Source organism: Pseudomonas sp. MWU12-3103b, assembly GCF_023100615.1.
Lineage (GTDB): Bacteria > Pseudomonadota > Gammaproteobacteria > Pseudomonadales > Pseudomonadaceae > Aquipseudomonas > Aquipseudomonas putida_A.
The window spans coordinates 790,032-811,886 of sequence record NZ_JALMEY010000001.1; the positions used below are offsets into that span (position 1 = coordinate 790,032).

General features: G+C 59.7%; 22 protein-coding genes. 12 read left to right on the forward strand and 10 right to left on the reverse strand.

Annotated features, from left to right (window positions below):
• The first annotated feature begins 64 nt into the window (after positions 1–64).
• The 3 genes from rpe (at position 65) to trpE (ending at position 3,107) form a co-directional block, all read left to right on the forward strand.
• A complete protein-coding gene (gene rpe / locus M0808_RS03590; protein WP_003228808.1) occupies positions 65–739 on the forward strand; it encodes a ribulose-phosphate 3-epimerase in 675 nt (224 codons plus the stop codon).
• Complete coding sequence (locus M0808_RS03595; RefSeq protein ID WP_047296963.1) at positions 736–1,554, forward strand: phosphoglycolate phosphatase; 819 nt, start codon at positions 736–738, stop codon at positions 1,552–1,554. Before rpe ends, M0808_RS03595 begins: the two co-directional genes overlap by 4 nt.
• 71 nt (positions 1,555–1,625) lie before the next feature.
• A complete protein-coding gene (gene trpE, locus M0808_RS03600) occupies positions 1,626–3,107 on the forward strand; it encodes an anthranilate synthase component I (protein ID WP_098965895.1) in 1,482 nt (493 codons plus the stop codon).
• 174 nt (positions 3,108–3,281) lie between these two features.
• Here trpE and estP read toward each other — a convergent pair whose 3' ends face one another.
• The gene (gene estP, locus M0808_RS03605) at positions 3,282–5,192 is read right to left on the reverse strand and encodes an esterase EstP (RefSeq protein ID WP_247839940.1); all 1,911 of its coding nucleotides are present in this window, start codon (positions 5,190–5,192) and stop codon (positions 3,282–3,284) included.
• A 407-nt stretch (positions 5,193–5,599) separates the two neighbouring features.
• Between estP and M0808_RS03610 the strand changes: the two genes are divergently transcribed.
• The 4 genes from M0808_RS03610 to M0808_RS03625 all read left to right on the forward strand — a co-directional run bounded on the left by M0808_RS03610 (position 5,600) and on the right by M0808_RS03625 (position 8,924).
• Positions 5,600–6,193: an aminodeoxychorismate/anthranilate synthase component II gene (locus tag M0808_RS03610; RefSeq protein ID WP_047596412.1), complete on the forward strand. Its 594-nt coding sequence runs from the start codon at positions 5,600–5,602 to the stop codon at positions 6,191–6,193.
• 9 nt (positions 6,194–6,202) lie between these two features.
• Positions 6,203–7,252, forward strand: coding sequence for an anthranilate phosphoribosyltransferase (gene trpD / locus M0808_RS03615; RefSeq protein ID WP_003228800.1), 1,050 nt, complete (start codon positions 6,203–6,205; stop codon positions 7,250–7,252).
• Entirely contained in the window at positions 7,249–8,085 is an 837-nt protein-coding gene (trpC, locus tag M0808_RS03620) for an indole-3-glycerol phosphate synthase TrpC (RefSeq protein WP_134787462.1), read from the forward strand. Before trpD ends, trpC begins: the two co-directional genes overlap by 4 nt.
• Before the next feature lie 137 nt (positions 8,086–8,222).
• Positions 8,223–8,924 carry a lipoate--protein ligase family protein gene (locus tag M0808_RS03625; RefSeq protein WP_139055792.1) on the forward strand — a complete coding sequence of 234 codons (702 nt, stop codon included), beginning with the start codon at positions 8,223–8,225 and terminating at the stop codon, positions 8,922–8,924.
• 10 nt (positions 8,925–8,934) lie between these two features.
• Here the strand turns inward: M0808_RS03625 and crp are convergent, their stop codons facing one another.
• Positions 8,935–9,579, reverse strand: a complete 645-nt coding sequence (gene crp, locus M0808_RS03630) for a cAMP-activated global transcriptional regulator CRP (protein ID WP_007966430.1) — start codon at positions 9,577–9,579, stop codon at positions 8,935–8,937.
• Between the two features lie 239 nt (positions 9,580–9,818).
• Between crp and M0808_RS03635 the strand changes: the two genes are divergently transcribed.
• Positions 9,819–10,241, forward strand: a complete 423-nt coding sequence (locus tag M0808_RS03635; protein ID WP_003228794.1) for an OsmC family protein — start codon at positions 9,819–9,821, stop codon at positions 10,239–10,241.
• Between the two features lie 237 nt (positions 10,242–10,478).
• On the forward strand, positions 10,479–11,273 hold the full coding sequence (gene speD, locus M0808_RS03640; protein ID WP_027610737.1) for an adenosylmethionine decarboxylase: 795 nt from the start codon (positions 10,479–10,481) through the stop codon (positions 11,271–11,273).
• Positions 11,274–11,391: 118 nt separating this feature from the next.
• Here the strand turns inward: speD and coq7 are convergent, their stop codons facing one another.
• The 6 genes from coq7 to hemJ all read right to left on the reverse strand — a co-directional run bounded on the left by coq7 (position 11,392) and on the right by hemJ (position 15,964).
• Positions 11,392–12,039, reverse strand: coding sequence for a 2-polyprenyl-3-methyl-6-methoxy-1,4-benzoquinone monooxygenase (coq7, locus tag M0808_RS03645; RefSeq protein WP_027610738.1), 648 nt, complete (start codon positions 12,037–12,039; stop codon positions 11,392–11,394).
• Between the two features lie 197 nt (positions 12,040–12,236).
• On the reverse strand, positions 12,237–12,575 hold the full coding sequence (locus M0808_RS03650; RefSeq protein WP_003228789.1) for a histidine triad nucleotide-binding protein: 339 nt from the start codon (positions 12,573–12,575) through the stop codon (positions 12,237–12,239).
• An 80-nt stretch (positions 12,576–12,655) separates the two neighbouring features.
• Entirely contained in the window at positions 12,656–13,444 is a 789-nt protein-coding gene (locus tag M0808_RS03655) for an SDR family oxidoreductase (RefSeq protein WP_027610739.1), read from the reverse strand.
• A gap of 61 nt (positions 13,445–13,505) precedes the next feature.
• Positions 13,506–14,453, reverse strand: a complete 948-nt coding sequence (locus tag M0808_RS03660) for a DUF805 domain-containing protein (protein ID WP_103368672.1) — start codon at positions 14,451–14,453, stop codon at positions 13,506–13,508.
• A 79-nt stretch (positions 14,454–14,532) separates the two neighbouring features.
• Positions 14,533–15,501 carry a nitronate monooxygenase family protein gene (locus tag M0808_RS03665; protein ID WP_247839941.1) on the reverse strand — a complete coding sequence of 323 codons (969 nt, stop codon included), beginning with the start codon at positions 15,499–15,501 and terminating at the stop codon, positions 14,533–14,535.
• A 34-nt stretch (positions 15,502–15,535) separates the two neighbouring features.
• Positions 15,536–15,964 carry a protoporphyrinogen oxidase HemJ gene (gene hemJ, locus M0808_RS03670; RefSeq protein WP_027610742.1) on the reverse strand — a complete coding sequence of 143 codons (429 nt, stop codon included), beginning with the start codon at positions 15,962–15,964 and terminating at the stop codon, positions 15,536–15,538.
• 135 nt (positions 15,965–16,099) lie between these two features.
• Here hemJ and argC point away from each other — a divergent pair, with 135 nt between their 5' ends.
• Together argC and erpA are read left to right on the forward strand one after the other, a co-directional pair.
• Entirely contained in the window at positions 16,100–17,134 is a 1,035-nt protein-coding gene (gene argC / locus M0808_RS03675; protein WP_247839943.1) for an N-acetyl-gamma-glutamyl-phosphate reductase, read from the forward strand.
• Positions 17,135–17,302: 168 nt separating this feature from the next.
• Positions 17,303–17,653: an iron-sulfur cluster insertion protein ErpA gene (gene erpA, locus M0808_RS03680; RefSeq protein ID WP_003228776.1), complete on the forward strand. Its 351-nt coding sequence runs from the start codon at positions 17,303–17,305 to the stop codon at positions 17,651–17,653.
• A 75-nt stretch (positions 17,654–17,728) separates the two neighbouring features.
• Here erpA and M0808_RS03685 read toward each other — a convergent pair whose 3' ends face one another.
• The gene (locus M0808_RS03685) at positions 17,729–18,820 is read right to left on the reverse strand and encodes an anhydro-N-acetylmuramic acid kinase (RefSeq protein WP_135296672.1); all 1,092 of its coding nucleotides are present in this window, start codon (positions 18,818–18,820) and stop codon (positions 17,729–17,731) included.
• Between the two features lie 3 nt (positions 18,821–18,823).
• Positions 18,824–20,248: a peptidoglycan DD-metalloendopeptidase family protein gene (locus M0808_RS03690; protein WP_139055790.1), complete on the reverse strand. Its 1,425-nt coding sequence runs from the start codon at positions 20,246–20,248 to the stop codon at positions 18,824–18,826.
• Positions 20,249–20,460: 212 nt separating this feature from the next.
• Between M0808_RS03690 and tyrS the strand changes: the two genes are divergently transcribed.
• Entirely contained in the window at positions 20,461–21,660 is a 1,200-nt protein-coding gene (gene tyrS / locus M0808_RS03695) for a tyrosine--tRNA ligase (RefSeq protein WP_247839945.1), read from the forward strand.
• Positions 21,661–21,855 lie beyond the last annotated feature (195 nt).

Here is a 21,855-nt window from a genome sequence, read left to right on the forward strand (position 1 = left end):
GCGCGCACGGAAACTTGAGGTATACAATGCGCGCCATCGTGATTTAGCTCAGAAAAGGTGCGTCATGCAGCCCTTCGTAATTGCTCCGTCGATTCTCTCCGCCGACTTCGCCCGCCTCGGCGAGGAAGTGGACAATGTTCTGGCCGCCGGTGCCGACTTCGTTCACTTCGATGTCATGGACAACCACTACGTGCCGAACCTGACCATCGGCCCGATGGTTTGCGCGGCCCTGCGCAAGTACGGCATCACTGCGCCGATCGACGCACACCTGATGGTCAGCCCGGTGGATCGCATCGTTGGCGACTTCATTGAGGCCGGCGCCACTTACATCACCTTCCACCCGGAAGCCACGCTGCACGTCGATCGTTCGCTGCAACTGATCCGTGAAGGCGGCTGCAAATCCGGCCTGGTGTTCAACCCGGCGACCCCGCTGGACGTGCTCAAGTACGTGATCGACAAGGTCGACATGGTCTTGCTGATGAGCGTCAACCCGGGCTTCGGCGGGCAGAAGTTCATTCCTGGCACCCTCGACAAACTGCGCGAAGCGCGGGCGATCATCGATGCTTCGGGCCGCGACATCCGTCTGGAAATCGACGGCGGCGTCAACGTCAACAACATCCGCGAAATCGCGGCCGCTGGCGCTGACACCTTTGTGGCCGGTTCGGCGATCTTCAATGCACCGAACTATCAGGAAGTCATCGACAAGATGCGTTCCGAACTGGCGCTGGCGCGCCCATGAGCGGTTTTGAGCAGCTGTTCCCGGGGCAACTGCCACGGTTGGTGATGTTCGATCTGGATGGCACGTTGATCGACTCGGTTCCCGACCTGGCGGCGGCGGTGGACACCATGCTGCTCTCCCTCGGCCGCAAGCCTGCCGGTATCGAGGCGGTACGCGAGTGGGTCGGCAATGGCGCACCGGTGCTGGTGCGCCGGGCGCTGGCCGGTGGCATCGATCATTCGGCGGTGGATGACGTCGAGGCCGAGCACGCGCTGGAAGTATTCATGGAAGCCTACGGCGCGAGTCATGAGCTGACCGTGGTCTATCCCGGCGTGCGCGACACTCTCAAGTGGTTGCACAAGCAGGGCGTGGCCATGGCGCTGATCACCAACAAGCCGGAGCGTTTCGTCGCACCGCTGCTGGATCAGATGAAGATCGGCCGCTACTTCAAGTGGATCATCGGTGGCGACACCCTGCCGCAAAAGAAGCCTGACCCGGCGGCACTGTTCTTCGTGATGAAGATGGCCAATATTCCGGCCTCGCAATCGCTGTTCGTCGGCGATTCGCGCAGCGACGTGCTGGCGGCGAAAGCGGCGGGGGTCAAGTGCGTGGCGCTGAGCTACGGCTACAACCACGGTCGACCGATTGCCGAGGAATCCCCGGCACTGGTGATCGACGATCTGCGCAAGCTAATTCCCGGTTGCCTCGGTACAGCCGCTGAGATAACGTTGCCCGACGCTTCTCAATCCCATTCTGGAAACGCCATCGTGGTGGTCACCCGCAAACTCTGGATGAAAGTCATCAAGGCCCTGGCCCGCTGGCGTTGGCGCGCCTGACTGATGCCTGGCCGGCTTGCCGGCGCGTTTGCACACCTGACTGATTTGCCCCTCACACCACGAGGCACCCCATGATCCGCGAAGAATTCCTGCGCCTGGCCGCTGACGGCTACAACCGCATTCCGTTGGCCTGCGAAACCCTGGCCGACTTCGACACCCCGCTGTCGATCTACCTGAAACTGGCCGACCAGCCAAACTCCTACCTGCTCGAATCGGTGCAGGGTGGCGAGAAATGGGGCCGTTACTCGATCATCGGCCTGCCGTGCCGCACCGTGCTGCGGGTGCACGACCATCACGTGAGCATCACCGTCGATGGCGTCGAGACCGAAAGCCATGACGTCGAAGACCCGCTGGCTTTCGTCGAAACCTTCAAGGCCCGCTACAACGTGCCGACCATCGCCGGTCTGCCGCGTTTCAACGGTGGCCTGGTCGGTTACTTCGGTTATGACTGTGTGCGTTATGTCGAGAAGCGTCTGGGCAAATGCCCGAACCCGGACCCACTGGGCGTGCCGGACATTCTGCTGATGGTTTCCGATGCAGTGGTGGTGTTCGACAACCTCGCCGGCAAGATGCACGCGATTGTCCTCGCCGATCCGGCGCAAGCCGATGCTTACGAGCAGGGTCAGGCGCAATTGCAGGCACTGCTGGAGAAACTGCGCCAGCCGATCACCCCGCGCCGTGGCCTGGATTTCAGCAAGCAACAAGCGGCTGATCCGCTGTTTCGCTCCAGTTTCACCCAGAGCGACTACGAAAAAGCCGTCGACACCATCAAGGAATACATCCTCGCGGGCGACTGCATGCAGGTCGTGCCGTCGCAACGCATGTCGATCGACTTCAAGGCGGCGCCGATCGATCTGTATCGTGCCCTGCGTTGCTTCAACCCGACGCCGTACATGTACTTCTTCAACTTCGGCGACTTCCACGTCGTCGGCAGTTCGCCGGAAGTGCTGGTGCGGGTCGAAGACAACCTGATCACCGTGCGCCCGATTGCCGGCACTCGTCCACGCGGAGCTACCGAAGAGGCGGATCTGGCGCTGGAAGAAGACCTGCTGTCGGACGATAAGGAGATCGCCGAGCACTTGATGCTGATCGATCTGGGTCGTAACGACACTGGCCGGGTTTCGGAAATCGGTTCGGTGAAGCTCACCGAGAAAATGGTCATCGAGCGCTATTCCAACGTGATGCACATCGTCTCCAACGTCACCGGCCAGTTGAAGGCCGGGCTGACCGCGATGGACGCGCTGCGGGCGATTCTGCCGGCGGGCACCTTGTCCGGCGCACCGAAGATCCGTGCGATGGAAATCATCGACGAACTGGAGCCGGTCAAGCGTGGCGTGTATGGCGGTGCGGTCGGTTACTTTGCCTGGAACGGCAACATGGACACCGCGATTGCGATTCGTACCGCGGTGATCAAGAACGGCGAACTGCACGTGCAGGCCGGTGGCGGCATCGTTGCCGACTCGGTGCCGGCGCTGGAATGGGAAGAAACCCTGAACAAACGCCGCGCGATGTTCCGCGCCGTGGCCCTGGCTGAGCAGACCCCGGAAAGCTGAGTCCACACAATCCCCCTGTGGGAGCGGGCTTGCTCGCGAATACGGGCTGGCATTCAAAATGGATGTCGGCTGATACACCGCTTTCGCGAGCAAGCCCGCTCCCACATTGTGTTGTGATCAGCCATAAAAAAACGCGGCGCCTGTGAGTGCGCCGCGTTTTTTTATGCCAGCAGATCAGAAATCGAGGCTGACCCCGACGTTCACCCCCTGCTGGGTAAAGTCATCATCTTTGCGCACGTTGTAGCTGGCGCGCAACGCCAAATCCTGCGTGAGCTTATGGCTCACGCCCAGGTTCAGGCGATTGAGGTTGGTCTGCGGCTCGTAGCCTTCGAGCGTGAAACGGTTGCCCGGCAAGCTGTTGAGGTTGATGGTCAGATCCTGGCGGTCGTCGTTGTACTCACGTTCGTGAGCGAACTCACCGAACACTTCAGTCTGCGCGGTGATCTGGTACTTGCCCTGGATACCCACGCCCAGACGCCGCGAGTTGCGCGACTGGTCGTCAAAAGTCAGCGCCGTGGAGTCAGCGCCTTTTTCCGAGTAGCCATCGACTTCGGTCTTGCCAAAATCGGCGCTGACGAACGGCGACAGGTGCCACGGGCTGCTGGCTTGCTGCGCGATGTCGTAGCCGAGGCGGCCGCTGATCGCCAGCACGTAACCGTCGGTATCGCCTTTCTCTCCGCGCTCGTTGACCCCAAGCTGGAATTTACGCTTGAGGCTGTCGTAGTCGAGTTTGCCGGCGGTCATCGCCAGATCGCCCCACCAGCGGTTTTGCTGATACTGGGCGAACGCGGTGCCCACGTAGGAGTTGAGTTTGTATTCCGAGTCGGCGTCGCCGGCTTCGAGTTTCTGGTGATAGAAACCTGCGGCCAAACCGACGCGCCAGGCTTCGTTGACGCGATAGCTGCCGCCGATGTTCAGGTTGTAGCCGTTGCCGTCGGCACTGGCGGCGCTGTGCTGGCCGTCGAAGTCCTGATGTTGACCGCCGCCGGCAACGATGGCGCGCCATTGGCCCACGGCTTGCCAGTTTTCCCAATCGGCCAGCCATTGATTGCGCAGTTCATCCTGATGCGCGCGTAACGAACCCTGGGCCATTTCCGGCAGCAGGGTCAGCTCCCAAGGGGCGGCGAGCAGCGAGTAGGCGTAGTCGGCAATCAAGCGCTGGCCGGCTTCGGTCGGGTGCACTGCGTCGTTGTAGATCAGCTTGGTCGGATCCGGCGTGGCGCTGTTGATGCCGTATCGGGCGTTCTCGGTGCAACTGTTGCCGCTGAAACAAGTGGCCGTCAGGTTCTGGTCGGTCGCGAGGCCGAACTGCGCCGGGTTGGCGAACGCTTCTTTGAGCAGCACCGGGATGTTCAGTGGGATGATTTCGGCGTTGATGCCCTGCAACTGCCTGACCAGCTCGGTGTTGAACTGGGCGCTGAGCTGCGAGGTGAAACCCTGCAGCGGCGAGCCGTTGATGGCCGGGGTCAGGCCGATGTCCGGCAGCAGCCAGACCATGATGTATTTGGCGCCGGCGCCTTGCAGTGTGCGGGCGCTGTCGGCCAGGCGATCGGCTGCGGCGCTGGCCTGATCGAGACTGAGTACGCGGCCTTGAAGGAAATCGTTGCCGCCCCCCGACAGGTAATACAGCGCGTTCGGGTCGGCACGGAAGCCGTTCGACGGCAGGTAACCGCTGCGGGTGCGTTCGCCGGTGGCGGACTGCGTGGTGATCGAGTCGAGAATCTGGTCGGTACGGTAGCCGCCCACTGCCCAGTTGTTGCCATCGGCCAGACCTTCACCGGCGCGCACGGCCGAGGACGAGGAGGCGGTCTGGTCGGGGTTGAAACCGAGTTTGCCGCCGATGATTTGGGTGGCGTTGAGGTCACGGTTTTCTCCGGTGCCGTCCTTGTACAGCGGGCCGGTGCGGTTGGTGTAGCGCTGCGTGGCGCCGGCCGGGCCGCCGCTGTCCTTGAAGGTCCCGGCATCGTTCAGGCTGTCGCCGAAGACGATGAAGTTGGAGTAGGGCGCGGGTGCTGCGTACGCCTGGGCGCAAGCCATGGCGAGCAGGCAACCGGCGAGCGGTACAAACAACGTCTGTTTGATCATGAGCAAGTCCGTTTATTTATTGTTGTAGGTGAACGAAACGACAGTACCAAAAACTCCCGGCGTTTTGCCATCGGTCGCGAAGCCTCCCTTAGTTTTGTCCCCCGTCAGCCCCGCCATATTGCACGCTCCGTCCAGCTAAGTTACTGTGCCGGAACGTATGAACGAGACCTTCCCCGTGTTGATCGTCAGCAAACTTCTGGATCAAGTCATCAAGGCACACGCCCGTTGGCGTTGGCGCGCCTGAATCTTTTCTGCCGGCCCGGCCGGATCTGTATCGCTTTGCCTTCCTTACCCGTTTGAAATGCCGCTGTGCCGACGTCACCTGCGCGTCCGACATCGTGCAGCGCCCTGCGGGCAAGTCATTCGAAGGCTGTCTTCAAGTCAGAATTCAAGAGGTTCGAAACGCCATGTTGCTGATGATCGACAACTACGACTCCTTTACTTACAACGTTGTGCAATACCTCGGCGAGCTGGGTGCCGAGGTCAAGGTGGTGCGCAACGACGAACTGACCGTCGCCGAAATCGAAGCGCTCAACCCCGAGCGCATCGTGGTCTCGCCAGGCCCGTGCACGCCGACCGAAGCCGGCATTTCCATCGAAGCCATCAAGCATTTCGCCGGCAAATTGCCGATCCTCGGCGTCTGCCTCGGCCATCAATCGATTGGCCAAGCGTTCGGCGGCGATGTCGTGCGTGCCCGTCAGGTGATGCACGGTAAGACTAGCCCGGTATTCCATGAGGACAAGGGCGTTTTCGCCGGTCTGAATCATCCGCTGACGGTTACCCGCTACCACTCGCTGATCGTCAAGCACGATACTTTGCCCGAGTGCCTTGAGCTGACCGCGTGGACGCAGCACGATGATGGTTCAGTCGACGAAATCATGGGCCTGCGGCACAAGACCCTGAACATTGAGGGCGTACAGTTCCACCCTGAGTCGATCCTGACCGAGCAGGGCCATGAACTGTTTGCCAACTTCCTCAAACAAACCGGCGGCACGCGCTAAGGACTTCCCATGAACATCAAGACAGCCCTGAGCCGTATCGTCGAACACCTCGACCTCAGCACCGAAGAAATGCGCGACGTGATGCGCGAAATCATGACCGGTCAATGCACCGAGGCGCAGATCGGCGCATTCATGATGGCCATGCGCATGAAGAGCGAGAGCATCGATGAAATCGTCGGCGCCGTTTCGGTGATGCGTGAGCTGGCCGATCAGGTCGAACTCAAGACCCTCGACGGCGTGGTCGATGTGGTCGGCACAGGCGGTGACGGTGCGAACATTTTCAACGTGTCGACGGCGTCCGCGTTCGTCGTCGCGGCAGCCGGTTGCACCGTGGCCAAGCACGGCAACCGCGCGGTATCGGGCAAGAGCGGCAGCGCCGACCTGCTGGAAGCAGCCGGCATCTACCTGAACCTGACGCCGGTACAGGTCGCCCGTTGCATCGACAATGTCGGCATCGGTTTCATGTTTGCCCAGACTCATCACAAAGCCATGAAGTACGCCGCTGGCCCGCGTCGCGATCTCGGCCTGCGTACGCTGTTCAACATGCTCGGCCCGCTTACGAATCCGGCCGGTGTCAAACATCAGGTGGTGGGCGTGTTTACCCCTGCGCTGTGCCGGCCGTTGGCCGAAGTCTTGCAGCGCCTGGGTAGCAAACATGTGCTGGTGGTGCATTCGAAGGACGGTCTGGACGAGTTCAGTCTTGCCGCGCCTACCTTTGTCGCTGAACTGAAGAACAACGAGATCACTGAGTATTGGGTCGAGCCGGAAGATCTGGGCATGAAGAGCCAGAGCCTGCACGGCCTCTCGGTCGAAGGCCCGGAAGCGTCGTTGGCGCTGATTCGCGATGCGCTGGGCAAGCGCAAGACCGAGAACGGCCAGAAGGCTGCCGAAATGATTGTGCTCAATGCCGGTGCGGCGCTGTACGCGGCTGACCTGGCGACCAGTCTCAAAGAAGGCGTGGCGCTTGCGCACGATGCTCTGCACACCGGTCTTGCTCGGGAAAAACTCGAGGAGTTGGGTGCCTTTACCGCGGTATTCAAAGTGGAGAATGAGGGATGAGTGTACCGACGGTTCTGGAAAACATTCTGGCGCGCAAAGTCCAGGAAGTCGCCGAGCGTAGCGCTCGCGTCAGCCTGAGCGAGCTGGAAAGTCTGGCCAAGGCGGCCGATGCACCCCGTGGTTTTGCCCAGGCATTGCTGGCGCAGGCCAAGAAGAAGCAGCCGGCGGTGATCGCCGAAATCAAAAAGGCTTCGCCGAGCAAAGGCGTGATCCGCGAGAACTTCGTGCCTGCCGACATTGCCAAGAGCTATGAGAAGGGTGGTGCGACCTGTCTGTCCGTACTGACCGATATCGACTACTTCCAGGGCGCTGATGTCTACCTGCAACAGGCCCGCGCCGCGTGCAAACTGCCTGTAATTCGCAAGGACTTCATGATCGATCCGTACCAGATCGTCGAAGCCCGCGCGCTGGGCGCCGACTGCGTGCTGTTGATCGTCTCCGCACTGGACGACGTGAAAATGGCTGAGCTGGCCTCGGTCGCCAAAGGCGTGGGTCTCGATGTGCTGGTGGAAGTGCACGATGGCGATGAGCTGGACCGCGCACTGAAAACCCTCGACACGCCGCTGGTCGGGGTCAACAACCGTAACCTGCACACCTTCGACGTCAGCCTGGAAACCACCCTCGACCTGCTGCCGCGCATCCCGCGTGATCGCCTGGTGATCACCGAGAGCGGCATTCTCAACCGTGCCGATGTCGAGCTGATGGAAATCAGCGACGTTTATGCGTTCTTGGTTGGCGAAGCGTTCATGCGCGCGGAAAGCCCGGGCACCGAACTGCAGCGCCTGTTCTTCCCGGAGCGTGGCGTTCCGGTCAGTGGTTCGACTCTCGACTGATTGCCGTTAGACCGAGTCGACCCCTTCGCGAGCAAGCCCGCTCCCACATTTGGAATGCATTTCCCCCTGTGGGAGCGGGCTTGCTCGCGAAAGGGCCTTCAAATTTCCCGAAGATTTACGATCTGCCGGAGTTCTCCATGTCGCTGCCAACCCCCCTGACCATCGAAGCCGGCCTCAAGGCCGAACAAGACTTGTTGGCCTCGATCTGCGCCGGCGACGCCGAATTCGGCCTGCTGTTCTGGCAACCCAGTGATCGCGCCTTGGTCATGCCGCGCCGGCTCAATCGTCTACCCGGTTTTGACCACGCCTGCGAAGTCTCCGCTGCTGCCGGTTGGCCAGTCTTGCTGCGGGAAACCGGCGGTGAACCGGTCCCGCAATCCGCCTCAACCATCAACATCGCGTTGGTCTATGCCCCGCCCCGCAGCGAGGGTGATTTGAACCGCATCGAAACCGGCTACCGGCGTCTGTGCGATCCGATCTGCGAGTTGCTGGATGAGTTGGGCGGCACGTCGTCGTTGGGCGAAATCGACGGTGCGTTCTGCGACGGTCGTTTCAACGTCAATCTCGACGGCCGAAAGATGGTCGGCACCGCTCAGCGCTGGCGCCAGAGTCAGGGCGGTCAGCGTCCGGTGGGGCTGGTGCACGGGGCGATGCTGATGGATAACGAGCGCGAGTCGATGGTTGCAGCGGTCAATCGCTTCAACGAGGCTTGCGGTCTGGAGCAGCGGGTGCGCGCCGAAAGCCACATCGCCCTGCATGAGAAGTTTGTCGCGCCAACGGCTTTGGCGCGTCTGGATGAGCTGTTTCGTCTGATGCTGGCGCAGGTCTACAGCGCCTGATTTTGTGCGCTTAGCGCGTGCCGAAGACGACCATGGTCTTGCCTTTCACATCGACCAGGTTGCGTTCTTCAAGATCCTTGAGCACGCGACCGACCATCTCCCGCGAACAACCGACAATCCGGCCGATTTCCTGACGGGTCACCTTGATCTGCATGCCGTCCGGGTGGGTCATCGCGTCGGGCTGCTTACACAGCTCCAGCAGGCAGCGGGCCACGCGACCGGTAACGTCGAAGAACGCCAGGTCGCCGACCTTGCGCGTGGTATTGCGCAGACGTTGGGCGATTTGTCCGCTGAGGACGTAAAGAATGTCTGGATCCTGCTGCGACAGTTCGCGGAACTTCACGTAGCTGATTTCGGCGATTTCGCATTCGACCTTGGCCCGCACCCAGGCGCTGCGTTGCTGTTCCTGGCCTGCCTGTTCGAACAGACCCAGCTCGCCGAAGAAGTCCCCGGCGTTGAGGTAGGCGATGATCATTTCGCGGCCGTCGTCATCTTCGATCAAGATGGTGACCGAACCTTTGATGATGAAGTACAGCGTGTCCGAGCGATCGCCGGCGCAGATGATGTTGCTCTTGGCCGCATGGCGACGGCGCTGGCAATGCATCAACAGCTTGTCGAGGTTCTTGATTTTGGGTGTGGGGGTAATAGCAACCATGGTTGTATCCCGAAAAGACTGCACGGTGATGTTTGATTTTTTTATGAGGCGCTGAAGGCGGTCGCTACACAGGCTGACAATTGGCGCCAGCGAATTGGCGCCAGCTTACCAGACACTTCGTCGAAAATTCGAGAAATTACCTACGCAGCTGAGGCATCCGTCCTAGGAACGCCGGGCGCTGCCAGAGCAAAGGCCTGTGCTAAGCTGGCGACCCTTTTTTCTACAGTGGAGTCTTGGCGATGAAGGCACGCATCCAATGGGCTGGCGAAGCCATGTTCCTCGGCGAATCCGGTAGCGGTCATGTTGTGGTCATGGACGGACCGCCGGACGCCGGTGGTCGTAATCTGGGTGTTCGCCCGATGGAAATGCTCCTGCTGGGCGTTGGCGGTTGCAGCAACTTCGACGTGGTCAGCATCCTGAAGAAGTCGCGTCAGGCGGTTGAAAGCTGCGAAGCGTTCCTCGAAGCCGAGCGCGCGACCGAAGATCCGAAGGTGTTCACCAAGATCCACATGCACTTCGTGGTCAAGGGCCGTGGCCTGAAAGAAGCCCAGGTCAAGCGCGCCATCGAACTGTCTGCCGAGAAGTATTGCTCGGCCTCGATCATGCTCGGCGCGGCCGGCGTGGCGATCACTCACGATTATGAAATCGTCGAGCTCGGTTGAATCGACATTCAACTATCATAAAAGCAGTGCAGACTCTGGCGATCCCTCGCTGACGTCTGCATAATGCGCCACTTTTTTCAGGGCAGTGATCGGTCAACCGACGGATCGTCCGCCTGAACAGATAACCAAAATCGCCATCGCGAAGAGGTGTTAACCGTCCTACGCAGGTGCGTTGTTCGCACTTGACGGGCATGCTTGATCACGCGGCTGCGCCGCATACATAGAGAGTTTTTAACGGTGAAAAGCAAACTCAAGCTCCACGGGTTCAATAACCTGACAAAGACCTTGAGCTTCAACATCTATGACATCTGCTACGCGGAAACCCCGCAAGACCAGCAGGCTTACGTCGAGTACATCAATCAAGAGTACAACGCCGAACGCCTGACGCAGATCCTCACGGAAGTTGTCGAAATCATTGGTGCCAACATTCTGAACATCGCGAGTCAGAACTATGAGCCTCAGGGTGCCAGCGTCACGATTCTGATCTCGGAAGAGCCGGTGACCCCGACTGACAGCCAGATCGAAGAGTCCCCGGGTCCATTGCCCGAAATCATCCTTGCCCACCTCGACAAGAGTCACATCACGGTGCATACCTATCCGGAAATCCATCCGGACGCCGGTATTGCGACGTTCCGTGTGGACATTGATGTGTCGACCTGTGGTGTCATTTCACCGCTTAAAGCGCTCAACTTCCTCATTCACCAGTTCGATTCGGACATCGTGACTGTGGACTACCGTGTGCGCGGCTTCACCCGTGACGTTGAAGGCAACAAGCACTTCATCGACCACGAGATCAACTCGATCCAGAACTACCTTTCCGAAGACACTCGCGACGCGTACCAGATGACCGACGTGAACGTGTACCAGGAAAACTTGTTCCACACCAAAATGCTGCTGAAGAACTTCGAACTGGATAACTACCTGTTCGGCGACGCCACCAGCAACCTGTCCTCCGAGCAGCGTGCTCAGGTGACCGAGCGTGTGAAACACGAAATGCTGGAAATCTTCTACGCGCGCAACATGCCGGCGTAAGATTCCCGGGCACAAAAAAGGCGACTACCGTGCGGTAGTCGCCTTTTTTATTACCGAAAAACAGAACCCTGTGGGGGCGAGCTTGCTCGCGAAGGGGCCCTGCCAGACAACACTGAAGTCAGATCCTGTAGGTACTCTTGGTCATCACCTTCGCCAACAGACTCATCCCGAACTTCACCGGCGCCGGAAAGCGGAAACCGCCCGCATCCAGCGCGCTCTCCGCATGATGCTCTTCATCAATGCGCATCTGTTCCAGAATCGCTCGGGACTTCTCGTCCTCGGCCGGCAATTGCTCAAGGTGCTCGTTCAAGTGCTTGCACACCTGATGCTCGGTGGCCGCGACGAAACCAAGGCTGACCTTGTCGCTGATCAGACCGGCGACGGCGCCAATACCGAACGACATCCCGTAGAACAGCGGATTGAGCACGCTGGTGTGGCTGCCCAGTTGATGGATGCGCTGTTCGCACCACACCAGGTGATCGATTTCTTCTTCGGCGGCGTGCTCCATGGCAGCACGCACCTGCGGCAACTTGGCGGTCAGCGCCTGCCCCTGATACAGCGCCTGGGCGCAGACTTCACCGGTGTGGTTGATGCGCATCAGGCCGGCGACGTGGCGGGTGTCTTCATCGCTCATCTGCACATCCGGCTGCACGATGGCAGGCGACGGACGGTACGGCTGGCCGCTGAAAGGCAGCAGGGTACGCATCGCGGCATCGGCTTGCAGCAGAAGACGGTCAATCGGCGAGTAGTGACGTTGGGTAGTCATGCTGACCTCCGGGAAAAATCTCGACCGCCAGTTTAACCGAATCGGCCGGGGAAGGTTTGCGCTGGGTCATTTGCCACGCGGTCATGCTTTTGGTGGGAGCGGGCTTGCTCGCGAAGGCGTCGGCACCTTCAGAATATCAATGTCAGACACTCCGCTTTCGCGAGCAAGCCCGCTCCTACAGGGGCGGATGCAGTGAATCAGCCCGGCGGCCAGTTCATCTGGCGCTGACCAAGTACGTGCATATGAATGTGATAGACGGTCTGGCCACCTTTTTCATTGCAGTTCATCACCACCCGGAAGCCTTCCTCGCAGCCCAGCTCCAGTGCCAGACGCTGGGCAGTGAACAGGATGTGCCCGGCCAGTGCCTTGTCGTCTTCGGTCAGGTCGTTGAGGGTACGCACCGGTTTCTTCGGGATCACCAGAAAATGCACCGGTGCCTGAGGGGCGATGTCGTGGAACGCCAGAACCTGGTCGTCCTCGTAAATGATCTTGGCCGGGATCTCCCGGTTGATGATCTTGGTGAACAGAGTATCCACTGCTGTTTTCTCCGTTGTGGGGGCTGGCCTGAGTGTACTCATGGGAAATGACCCCGCCCAGTGTTTTGCCGTAGGACAGTTCAGCGCGGGCAGTAAGCCTTGTTGACCATGCCGACGATGGTGCGATTGAGCCAGCGCGAGCCGAGGCGCGGCAGGAAGGCCAGCCAGCGGTTGCGTCGTCCCGGAATGATGATGGCGCGGTTTTTCTCCAGCGCACGCACGGTGTACAGCGCGACTTCCTCGGGGCTCATCAGCAGTTTGCTGTCCTTGAGTTTGTCGCTATTGAGCTGCGCGGTGCGGAAGAAAGCGGTGCGGGTCGGGCCGGGGCAAAGTACCGAGACTTTGACCGCGCTCTGTTTCAGTTCAACCCGCAGCGCTTCGGAGAAGTGCAATACGTAAGCCTTGCTGGCGTAGTAAGTGCTCATCCACGGGCCGGGATTGAACGCCGCCACCGAGGCGACGTTGAGGATCTGTCCGCCGCCCTGCAGCGCCATGCTGTTGCCAATGGCGTGGCACAGGCGGGTGAGGGCGAGGATGTTGACTTCGATCAGGTCCTGCTCGGTCATCCAGTCCTGGGCGAGGAACGGGCCGCAGGTGCCGATGCCGGCGCAATTGACCAGCAGATCGATCTGCCGGTCGCCTTCTTCCAGTTCCAGCAGGAAGCCGGACAAGCGCAATGGCTCGCCCAGGTCGCAGGCGCGGAACAACACCTCCACGCCAAAGCGCTGGGTCAGTTCGATCGCGATACTTTCCAGCTGATCACGCTGGCGGGCCACCAGAATCAGGCTGCGACCGCGCCGGGCCAGCGCTTCGGCCATGGCCAGGCCGATGCCGCTGGAGGCGCCGGTGATCAGAGCGTAACGGGTCATGCAATTCTCCATCGCAACAGCTCCGCGCCAGCGACGCAGGTGTCACGGCGGGGGGCGTTGTTCATTCTTTCGCAGAGTCTACAGGGGCCGGAGCCGCTTCGGCTGCATCGTCCACGGAATTCGCCGGTTCAGTCTCGACCTCGACTTCATCGGTGGTGACCGAGCCGCTTTCGTAGCTGCTCTCAAGGTTGCTTTCGTATTCCTGCTGGATCGCCGAGATACCGCCGAGCATGCCGCCGGCAAATACCAGGGCGAAGAACACGATCCACAACGAGCACAGCACTTTGACCGCGGTGCTGTTGGGTGGCGGTGGCGGGCCGTAACGGTTGGCGCCGGTGTTGCCCGGCACGACCATGATCACCAGCGGGAAGAAGCTGCCCACGAACGGCACCAGGTTCAGCAGCCAGAGCCAGCCGGACCAGCCGATATCGTGCAGGCGCTGTACGCTGAACAGAATGCTGACAATGATGAAGCCGAGGAACAGGAAGAACGCGAATATCCCGCCAATGATCAGGCCGGTGGTGGAGTCGCCACTGACCAGTCCGAGAGCGAGCAGGGCGAATATGCCCACGATCGGCAGGGTCACCAGGCTCAGTACCATCGTCCAGGCCAGAAACCGCAGGCGACCGATCCGGCCTTCGACGCTGAAGGGCTTGAGCACTGCGAATGCTGGCAGGTTTTCGCCGACGTTGGCCCGAGGTGGCGCATAGGGTGATGCGGGTTCGTTGAAAGTCGCCGGTTGTTCATGCACGTCCGACAGACTCAGTTCGATCGCCGTTTCGCTTTCGATCCGTGCATCGATCCCGGTCTTGCTCAGTGCTTGCAGATAAGTCTGCGCATCGCTGTGGGTCAGGTCGCGTTTGAGAGCGACGGTGCTGCCGTTGAACAGGCGCTCGATGGCGGCAACATCGCTTTTGAACAGGGCCGCCAGATTGAGCTTGGCGGTGGTGAGATCGACGCCGGGCTGCAGAGCACCGTCGAAAACGATCTTGTAACGAGGTTCGCTCATGGTCGGGGCATCCTTGTCGCGAATCAATTGAAAGTCAGCAAGTGTAAGGCCAGTCCGTCGATGACTGGCCTGATTTTTCTCAGCTTGGCCAGCGTTTTGGCAACTGCGCCGCGCGTTCCAGCGCCTGACGATATTCCGCGTCGAGCCGGGCGATCAACTGGTCGACGCTCGGCAGGTCGTCAATCTGGCCTACGCCCTGGCCGGCCGACCACACGGTCTTCCAGGCCTTGGCTTCATCGTTGATCGGTTTGAGCTTGTCACCGAAATTGACCTCGCCCTTGCCCTGCAGCGCGGCCATGTCGAAACCCGCCGCCTCCAGGCTTTGACGCATGAAGCTGGCTGGTACTCCGGAGACTGCAGGAGTATGAATGATGTCCGCCGCCTTGGCCGTCAGCAGCATGTCCTTATAGGCGTCAGGCGCATGACTTTCGGTGGTGCCGATAAGTCGCGTACCGAAGTAGGCCAAATCCGCGCCGAGCAGCTGTGCGGCCAAAATCTCATGGCCGTGGTTCAGACATCCGGCAAGCAGCAGGGTTTTATCGAAGAATTCACGGATCTCGGCGATCAGTGCAAACGGACTCCAGGTGCCGGCATGGCCGCCGGCGCCTGCCGCAACCGCGATCAAGCCGTCGACTCCGGCTTCGGCGGCTTTCTCGGCATGCCGGCGCGTGGTCACGTCGTGGAACACCAGGCCGCCATAGCTGTGCACGGCATCGACCAGTTCCTTCACTGCGCCGAGGCTGGTGATGACAATCGGCACCTTGTGCTCGACGCAGATGTTCAGATCCGCCTGCAGGCGTGGATTGCTGTTGTGCACGATCAGGTTCACTGCATACGGCGCCGGGTTGTCCAGTGTCGCCAGGCCCGCTTCAATCTGCTCCAGCCAGGCCTTGAAGCCGCTGCTTTCACGCTGGTTCAGCGCCGGGAAGCTGCCAACCACGCCGTTACGGCAGCAGGCCAGCACCAGCTCTGGGTTGGAGATCAGGAACATCGGCGCCGCCACTACCGGCAAACGCAGACGTTGTTCGAGCAGAGCGGGCAACGACATTGGAAATCCCCCGAGGTGTGATGCTGTTATGAAGTTAGAACGGCTTGACCACGACCAGAATTACGATAGCCAGCAATATCAGAACCGGCACTTCATTGAACCAGCGATAAAAGACATGGCTGCGGGTGTTCTCGCCACGGGCGAAGCGTTTTACCTGCGCGCCGCACATGTGGTGGTAGCCGATCAGCAGCACCACCAGGGTCAGCTTGGCGTGAATCCAGCCGCCCATGCTGAAGATGCCCGGATTGAGGTAGATCAGCCAGCCGCCGAAGATCAGCGTGGCGATCATCGCCGGGCCCATGATGCCGCGATACAGCTTGCGCTCCATGAGGCTGAAGCGTTCCTTGCTGATCGCGTCTTCACTTTGCGCGTGATAAACGAACAGCCGCGGCAAGTAGAACAGCCCGGCAAACCAGCACACGACGCTGACGATGTGAAACGCTTTGATCCATAGATAGAGCATTTTTGATTATTCCCAGGTTCACGGTAGCCGGGATAGTAGAGGCTTGAGCGTCCGCACGTCACCTTGATGGTTGTCGCAGGGGCGCGCGGCCCCTATTATCGACGGCTTTCCAGTGGGTTCGTTGAGGGCAGGTTTATGGTCAAGGTCGGTATCGTCGGCGGCACGGGTTACACCGGTGTCGAACTGCTGCGTCTGTTGGCACAGCATCCGCAGGCAGAAGTGGTGGTAATCACTTCCCGATCCGAGGCCGGTCTGGCCGTGGCTGACATGTACCCGAACCTGCGCGGCCACTACGACGGTCTGGCGTTCAGCGTGCCGGACGTCAAAACCCTGGGTGCGTGCGACGTTGTGTTCTTCGCCACCCCGCACGGCGTTGCCCATGCGTTGGCCGGTGAACTGTTGGCGGCGGGCACCAAGGTCATCGACCTGTCAGCGGACTTCCGGTTGCAGGACGCTGAAGAATGGGCCAAATGGTACGGACAGCCACACGGTGCGCCGGCGTTGCTGGACGAGGCGGTCTACGGCCTGCCGGAAGTCAATCGCGAGCAGATCAAGAAGGCGCGTCTGATCGCCGTTCCCGGCTGCTATCCAACCGCTACGCAGTTGGGTTTCCTGCCGCTGCTTGAGGCGGGTCTGGCTGACACTTCGCGTCTGATCGCTGACTGCAAATCCGGCGTCAGCGGTGCCGGTCGCGGCGCGTCTGTAGGCTCGCTGTACTCCGAGACGTCGGAAAGCATGAAGGCTTATGCGGTGAAAGGTCACCGTCATCTGCCGGAAATTCGCCAGGGTCTGCGTCGCGCTGCCGGTAAGGATGTCGGTCTGACCTTCGTTCCGCACCTGACCCCGATGATTCGTGGCATTCATTCCACGCTCTACGCGACCGTGGTTGATCGTTCGGTGGATCTGCAGGCACTGTTCGAAAAGCGTTATGCCAACGAGCCGTTCGTCGACGTGATGCCGGCCGGCAGCCACCCGGAAACTCGCAGCGTGCGTGGCGCCAACGTCTGCCGCATCGCTGTGCATCGTCCGCAGGATGGTGATCTGGTGGTGGTGCTGTCGGTGATCGACAACCTGGTCAAAGGCGCGTCGGGTCAGGCGGTGCAGAACATGAACATCCTGTTCGGCCTGGATGAGCGCTTCGGCCTGTCCCACGCCGGTATGCTGCCGTAACACGTTCGGCAACACAGCAAAAAGGCCCGTCAAACGGGCCTTTTTGCATTCTGGGCAGTTGGTCGGGTTTATTGATATACCGTAACAATAGTTGACCGATTTTCTAGGACAAGCGGATAATGCGCGTCATCACGCATTATGGCGGCGTAACGCCGGGAGATAGTCAGCATGAGCGTCGAATCCTTCACCCCCACGGCTTTGCAATTCACCCAAGGTGCTGCGCACAAGGTGAAGAGCCTGGTCGATGAAGAGGGGAATGATCGCTTGAAGCTGCGCGTATTCGTTACGGGCGGCGGTTGTTCAGGGTTTCAGTACGGCTTCACCTTCGATGAAGATGTGGCCGAGGACGACACCATCGTCGAGCGCGAAGGCGTGAGTCTGGTGGTCGATCCGATGAGTTTCCAGTACTTGGCGGGTGCCGAAGTGGACTATCAGGAAGGTCTGGAAGGTTCGCGCTTCGTGATCAAGAACCCGAACGCCACCACGACTTGTGGTTGCGGCTCTTCGTTCTCGATCTGATCGCACCTCGCTGCGCACAACAAAACGCCGCAGAGCCTTACGGTTCTGCGGCGTTTTTTGTTACCTGTCTTTTGTTCAGTTCGGGTAGATGGCGCCGAGTACCCGCAGGCCTTTGGCGCCGGTGACGCTCGGGCGATTGGCGGCAATGCCTTCGAGGCAGCAATGGGCCAGCCAGGCGAAGGCCATTGCCTCGACCCAGTCCGGATCGACGCCGTGAGTGGCGGTGCTGGCGACGGTGGCGTTAGGCAGCAGGTCGGCAAGACGTTTCATCAGCGTAGCGTTGTGAGCGCCGCCGCCGCAGACCAACATTTCCCGCGTATCGGATTGAGCGCTTTGCAGCGACTCGACGATGGTCTGCGCCGTCAGTTCGAGCAGCGTTGCCTGAACGTTTTCAGCAGCGAAGCTCGGCAAACTTGAGAGGTGGTGCTCCAGCCACGGCAGGTTGAACACTTCCCGGCCAGTGCTCTTCGGGCCTTTGGTCACGAAGAACGGGTCGCCGAGCAGAGCTTTCAGCAAGACTGGCTCGACCGTGCCGGTGGCTGCCCACTGGCCGTTGCGATCATAGTTCTCGCCGCGTTGCTGATGAATCCAGGCATCCATCAGCACATTCCCAGGGCCGCAGTCGAAACCGGCTACAGGCCTGGTCGGTTCTATCAGACTGAGATTGCTGAAACCGCCGACATTCAGGACTGCGCGGTTGCCGTTACGCTCTTCGAACAAAGCCTCATGGAAGGCTGGTACCAGCGGGGCACCCTGACCGCCAGCAGCCACGTCGCGGCTGCGGAAGTCGCTAACCACGGTGATGCCGGTCAGCTCGGTCAGTAGTGCGGGATTGCCGATCTGCACTGTGAAGCCACGAGCGGGCTCATGGCGAATGGTCTGGCCATGGCTGCCGATTGCACGAATGGCCTCAGGCTTCAGTTGCTGCTGATCGAGGAGGGTATGGATGCCCTGGGCCGCTAGTTTTACCCAGTGCTGCTGGGCGATCGCCGAGCGGGCAATCTCGTCGGGGCCGCTGGCGCACAAGCCAAGCAGCTCGGCGCGCAGGGTTTCAGGCATGGGGATGTAATGCGTGGCGATCAGTTTGATCGCCGAGGTCTGCTCGATCAGGGCGATGTCCAGCCCATCGAGACTGGTGCCGGACATCACGCCGATATAAAGAGCCATGGCTTAGCGCTTGCTCGAAGCCAGCATGGTGGCCTTCTCTTGATCCATGCGCGCCATCAGCGGCTGGCTCTGCGCAAGGAAACGTGCGCGCTCGGACTTGGCGATCGGATCTGCCATCGGCAGCTTCTGGCCCAGTGGGTCGACGTGAACACCGTTGACCTGGAACTCATAGTGCAAGTGCGGTCCAGTGGACAGGCCGGTGGTACCAATGTAACCGATCACTTGGCCCTGCTTGACGCTGCCGCCGGTTTTCACGCCTTTGGCGAAGCCTTGCATGTGGCCATACAGCGTGCGGTAGGTGTTGCCGTGCTGGATGATCACCGTGTTGCCGTAGCCACCGCGGCGACCAGCCAACAGCACTTTACCGTCACCGGCAGCCTTGATTGGCGTACCGCGTGGCGCTGCGTAATCGACGCCTTTGTGGGCGCGGATCTTGTTGAGGATCGGGTGTTTGCGGCCCATGGAGAATTTCGAACTGATGCGGGCGAAGTCCACCGGGGTACGGATGAACGCCTTACGCATGCTGTTGCCATCAGCGGTGTAATAGCTGCTGTTGCCTTGTTTGTTGGTGTAACGCACGGCGGTGTAGGTCTTGCCGCGGTTGGTGAAGCGTGCAGACAGAATCGGGCCGGTGCCCACTGCCTTGCCGTTGACCACTTTCTGCTCGTAGATCACGTCGAATTCGTCACCTTGACGGATGTCCTGAGCGAAGTCGACGTCGTAGCCGAAGACGCTGGCCATATCCATGGTCAGGCTATGGGACAGGCCTGCACGGGCAGCGGATTGTGACAGGGAGCTATTGATCACGCCGTGCACGTAAGCCGTGCGAACGGTCGGCTTGGCTGTTACGCGGTTGAATGCGTAGCCCTTGTCATTCTTGGTCAGGGTAATGGTTTCGACGTCGCTGACCTTGCTGTGCAGGCTGGTCAGTTGGCCTTCCGGGTTCAATTCGAACTCCAGCTTCTGGCCGTGCTTGAGCTGGCTGAACTGTTTGGCTTGTTTGTCGCTGGCCAGCACTTCGTGCACAGCAGCGGCTGGCAGACCGACTTTCTCGAACAATGTAGAGAGCGTATCGCCTTTGGAGACGACGACTTCGCGGTGCCCCGGGGCTTTTGGTTTCTCTGCAGCCGGAGCTGGGGCAGGTGCGGCTTCAGCGGTTTTCGGGGTTTCTTCGGTGCTGTTTTCGATCTGGGCGAAAGGTGAAGCTGCTGGCTCATTTGTGGCTTGAATCGCGTCAGCAGCGTCTTGATCTTGTGTCAGTTGTTCAGCAGGACTTTCCAGTTCCAGGCTCAGGGTCGTCTTTTTGGCTTCAACATCACTGGAAGGAAATACCAGGAGCGCCAGGCTGAGAAGGGCGGCGATTCCACTTGCGGCGAGCAGGTGGGTCTTCGGGTAAAGCGGTGGCGCTTTAGACGGTTCAGTGGTCATAAGTAATTTTGACTTTGAAAAAAGATGAATTGGAAAAGATGAATGACATGATGAAGATGAAATAACTGTATAAAATATAACCAAATCATCCCCGAAGCAAGTCTACAGACACCCTGTCTGCAGATTGGTGTCCGTGCGCCGGGCAAAACTTGTAATTGGTGCACGATCTTGTATGGTTGGTTCCCTTTGAATCTGAGCCTTGCGGGTCTGTTATGAAGTCGGTTGAAGAGCAGCTAGCGCTGATTAAACGTGGTGCGGAAGAACTATTGGTCGAGTCCGAGCTGATCGAGAAGCTCAAGCGCGGCCAGCCGCTGCGTATCAAGGCTGGTTTCGATCCAACCGCCCCGGATCTGCACTTGGGTCACACCGTGCTTATTAATAAGCTGCGCCAGTTCCAGGAATTGGGGCATCAGGTGATCTTCCTGATTGGTGACTTCACCGGGATGATCGGTGATCCAAGCGGCAAGAGCGCTACGCGTCCTCCTTTGACTCGCGAGCAGGTTTTGGAAAACGCCGAGACCTACAAGTCTCAGGTGTTCAAGATTCTGGATCCGGCGAAAACCGAAGTTGCGTTCAACTCCACCTGGATGGATCAGATGGGGCCGGCGGACTTTATTCGTCTGACTTCGCAATACACTGTCGCGCGTATGCTTGAGCGTGATGACTTCGATAAGCGTTACACCACCAATCAGCCGATCGCTATTCATGAGTTCCTCTATCCGCTGGTTCAGGGTTATGACTCGGTTGCTCTGCGCGCGGATGTCGAACTGGGCGGTACCGATCAGAAGTTCAACTTGCTGATGGGGCGTGAGCTGCAGCGTGGTTATAGTCAGGAAGCTCAGTGCATTCTGACCATGCCGTTGCTCGAGGGCCTGGATGGCGTGAAGAAGATGTCCAAGTCGTTGGGCAACTACGTGGGTATCCAGGAAGCGCCAGGTGTGATGTACGGCAAGCTGGTTTCGATTCCGGATGCGCTGATGTGGCGTTACTTTGAGCTGCTCAGCTTCCGTTCGATGGATGAGATCGATGCCTTCCGTGCGGATGTAGAGGCAGGGGCTAACCCGCGCGATATCAAGATCAAGCTGGCAGAAGAGATTGTCGCGCGCTTCCACGGTGAGGAGGCTGCCGCCAATGCGCATCGCGCTGCTGGTAACCGTATGAAGGATGGTGAGCTGCCGGATGATCTGCCGGAGATCGAACTGGCCTCTGCTGAAGATATGCCGATTGCGGCCGTCCTTAATAAGGCAGGCCTGGTGAAGAACTCGGCAGCGGCGCGTGATCTGTTGGCTTCTGGTGGTGTGCGTGTGGATGGTGAGGTGGTTGATCGCTCCTTTATATATGTGCTGGGCGCGACCCACGTTTGCCAGGCGGGCAAGAAGGCATTTGCACGTATCACACTGAAAGCTGAATAAATTTTGAAATAAGGGTTGACGGCGAATTTTAGAAGTCTATAATTCGCCCCACTTCCGGCGCAGTCGAAACGGAAAACTCCTTGAGATTCAACGAGTTGCGCGGTTTTCGACAGCGACTTGCTTCAGTTCATCGAAGCCTGGAAGGAGTTGAAAGAGCGGTGATGTTTGGCTCTTTTGACGGTTCGATCTTCTCGA

What these genes read in the sequence shown, in the direction of transcription:
- erpA (WP_003228776.1), top strand. Translation starts at nt 17,303, where the DNA reads ATGAGCGTCGAATCCTTCACCCCCACGGCTTTGCAATTCACCCAAGGT.
- M0808_RS03625 (WP_139055792.1), top strand. Translation starts at nt 8,223, where the DNA reads ATGTCGCTGCCAACCCCCCTGACCATCGAAGCCGGCCTCAAGGCCGAA.
- M0808_RS03610 (WP_047596412.1), top strand. Translation starts at nt 5,600, where the DNA reads ATGTTGCTGATGATCGACAACTACGACTCCTTTACTTACAACGTTGTG.
- rpe (WP_003228808.1), top strand. Translation starts at nt 65, where the DNA reads ATGCAGCCCTTCGTAATTGCTCCGTCGATTCTCTCCGCCGACTTCGCC.
- estP (WP_247839940.1), bottom strand. Translation starts at nt 5,192, where the DNA reads ATGATCAAACAGACGTTGTTTGTACCGCTCGCCGGTTGCCTGCTCGCC.
- M0808_RS03635 (WP_003228794.1), top strand. Translation starts at nt 9,819, where the DNA reads ATGAAGGCACGCATCCAATGGGCTGGCGAAGCCATGTTCCTCGGCGAA.
- crp (WP_007966430.1), bottom strand. Translation starts at nt 9,579, where the DNA reads ATGGTTGCTATTACCCCCACACCCAAAATCAAGAACCTCGACAAGCTG.
- trpD (WP_003228800.1), top strand. Translation starts at nt 6,203, where the DNA reads ATGAACATCAAGACAGCCCTGAGCCGTATCGTCGAACACCTCGACCTC.
- trpC (WP_134787462.1), top strand. Translation starts at nt 7,249, where the DNA reads ATGAGTGTACCGACGGTTCTGGAAAACATTCTGGCGCGCAAAGTCCAG.
- trpE (WP_098965895.1), top strand. Translation starts at nt 1,626, where the DNA reads ATGATCCGCGAAGAATTCCTGCGCCTGGCCGCTGACGGCTACAACCGC.
- tyrS (WP_247839945.1), top strand. Translation starts at nt 20,461, where the DNA reads ATGAAGTCGGTTGAAGAGCAGCTAGCGCTGATTAAACGTGGTGCGGAA.
- M0808_RS03685 (WP_135296672.1), bottom strand. Translation starts at nt 18,820, where the DNA reads ATGGCTCTTTATATCGGCGTGATGTCCGGCACCAGTCTCGATGGGCTG.
- argC (WP_247839943.1), top strand. Translation starts at nt 16,100, where the DNA reads ATGGTCAAGGTCGGTATCGTCGGCGGCACGGGTTACACCGGTGTCGAA.
- M0808_RS03660 (WP_103368672.1), bottom strand. Translation starts at nt 14,453, where the DNA reads ATGAGCGAACCTCGTTACAAGATCGTTTTCGACGGTGCTCTGCAGCCC.
- M0808_RS03655 (WP_027610739.1), bottom strand. Translation starts at nt 13,444, where the DNA reads ATGACCCGTTACGCTCTGATCACCGGCGCCTCCAGCGGCATCGGCCTG.
- coq7 (WP_027610738.1), bottom strand. Translation starts at nt 12,039, where the DNA reads ATGACTACCCAACGTCACTACTCGCCGATTGACCGTCTTCTGCTGCAA.
- M0808_RS03690 (WP_139055790.1), bottom strand. Translation starts at nt 20,248, where the DNA reads ATGACCACTGAACCGTCTAAAGCGCCACCGCTTTACCCGAAGACCCAC.
- M0808_RS03665 (WP_247839941.1), bottom strand. Translation starts at nt 15,501, where the DNA reads ATGTCGTTGCCCGCTCTGCTCGAACAACGTCTGCGTTTGCCGGTAGTG.
- hemJ (WP_027610742.1), bottom strand. Translation starts at nt 15,964, where the DNA reads ATGCTCTATCTATGGATCAAAGCGTTTCACATCGTCAGCGTCGTGTGC.
- M0808_RS03595 (WP_047296963.1), top strand. Translation starts at nt 736, where the DNA reads ATGAGCGGTTTTGAGCAGCTGTTCCCGGGGCAACTGCCACGGTTGGTG.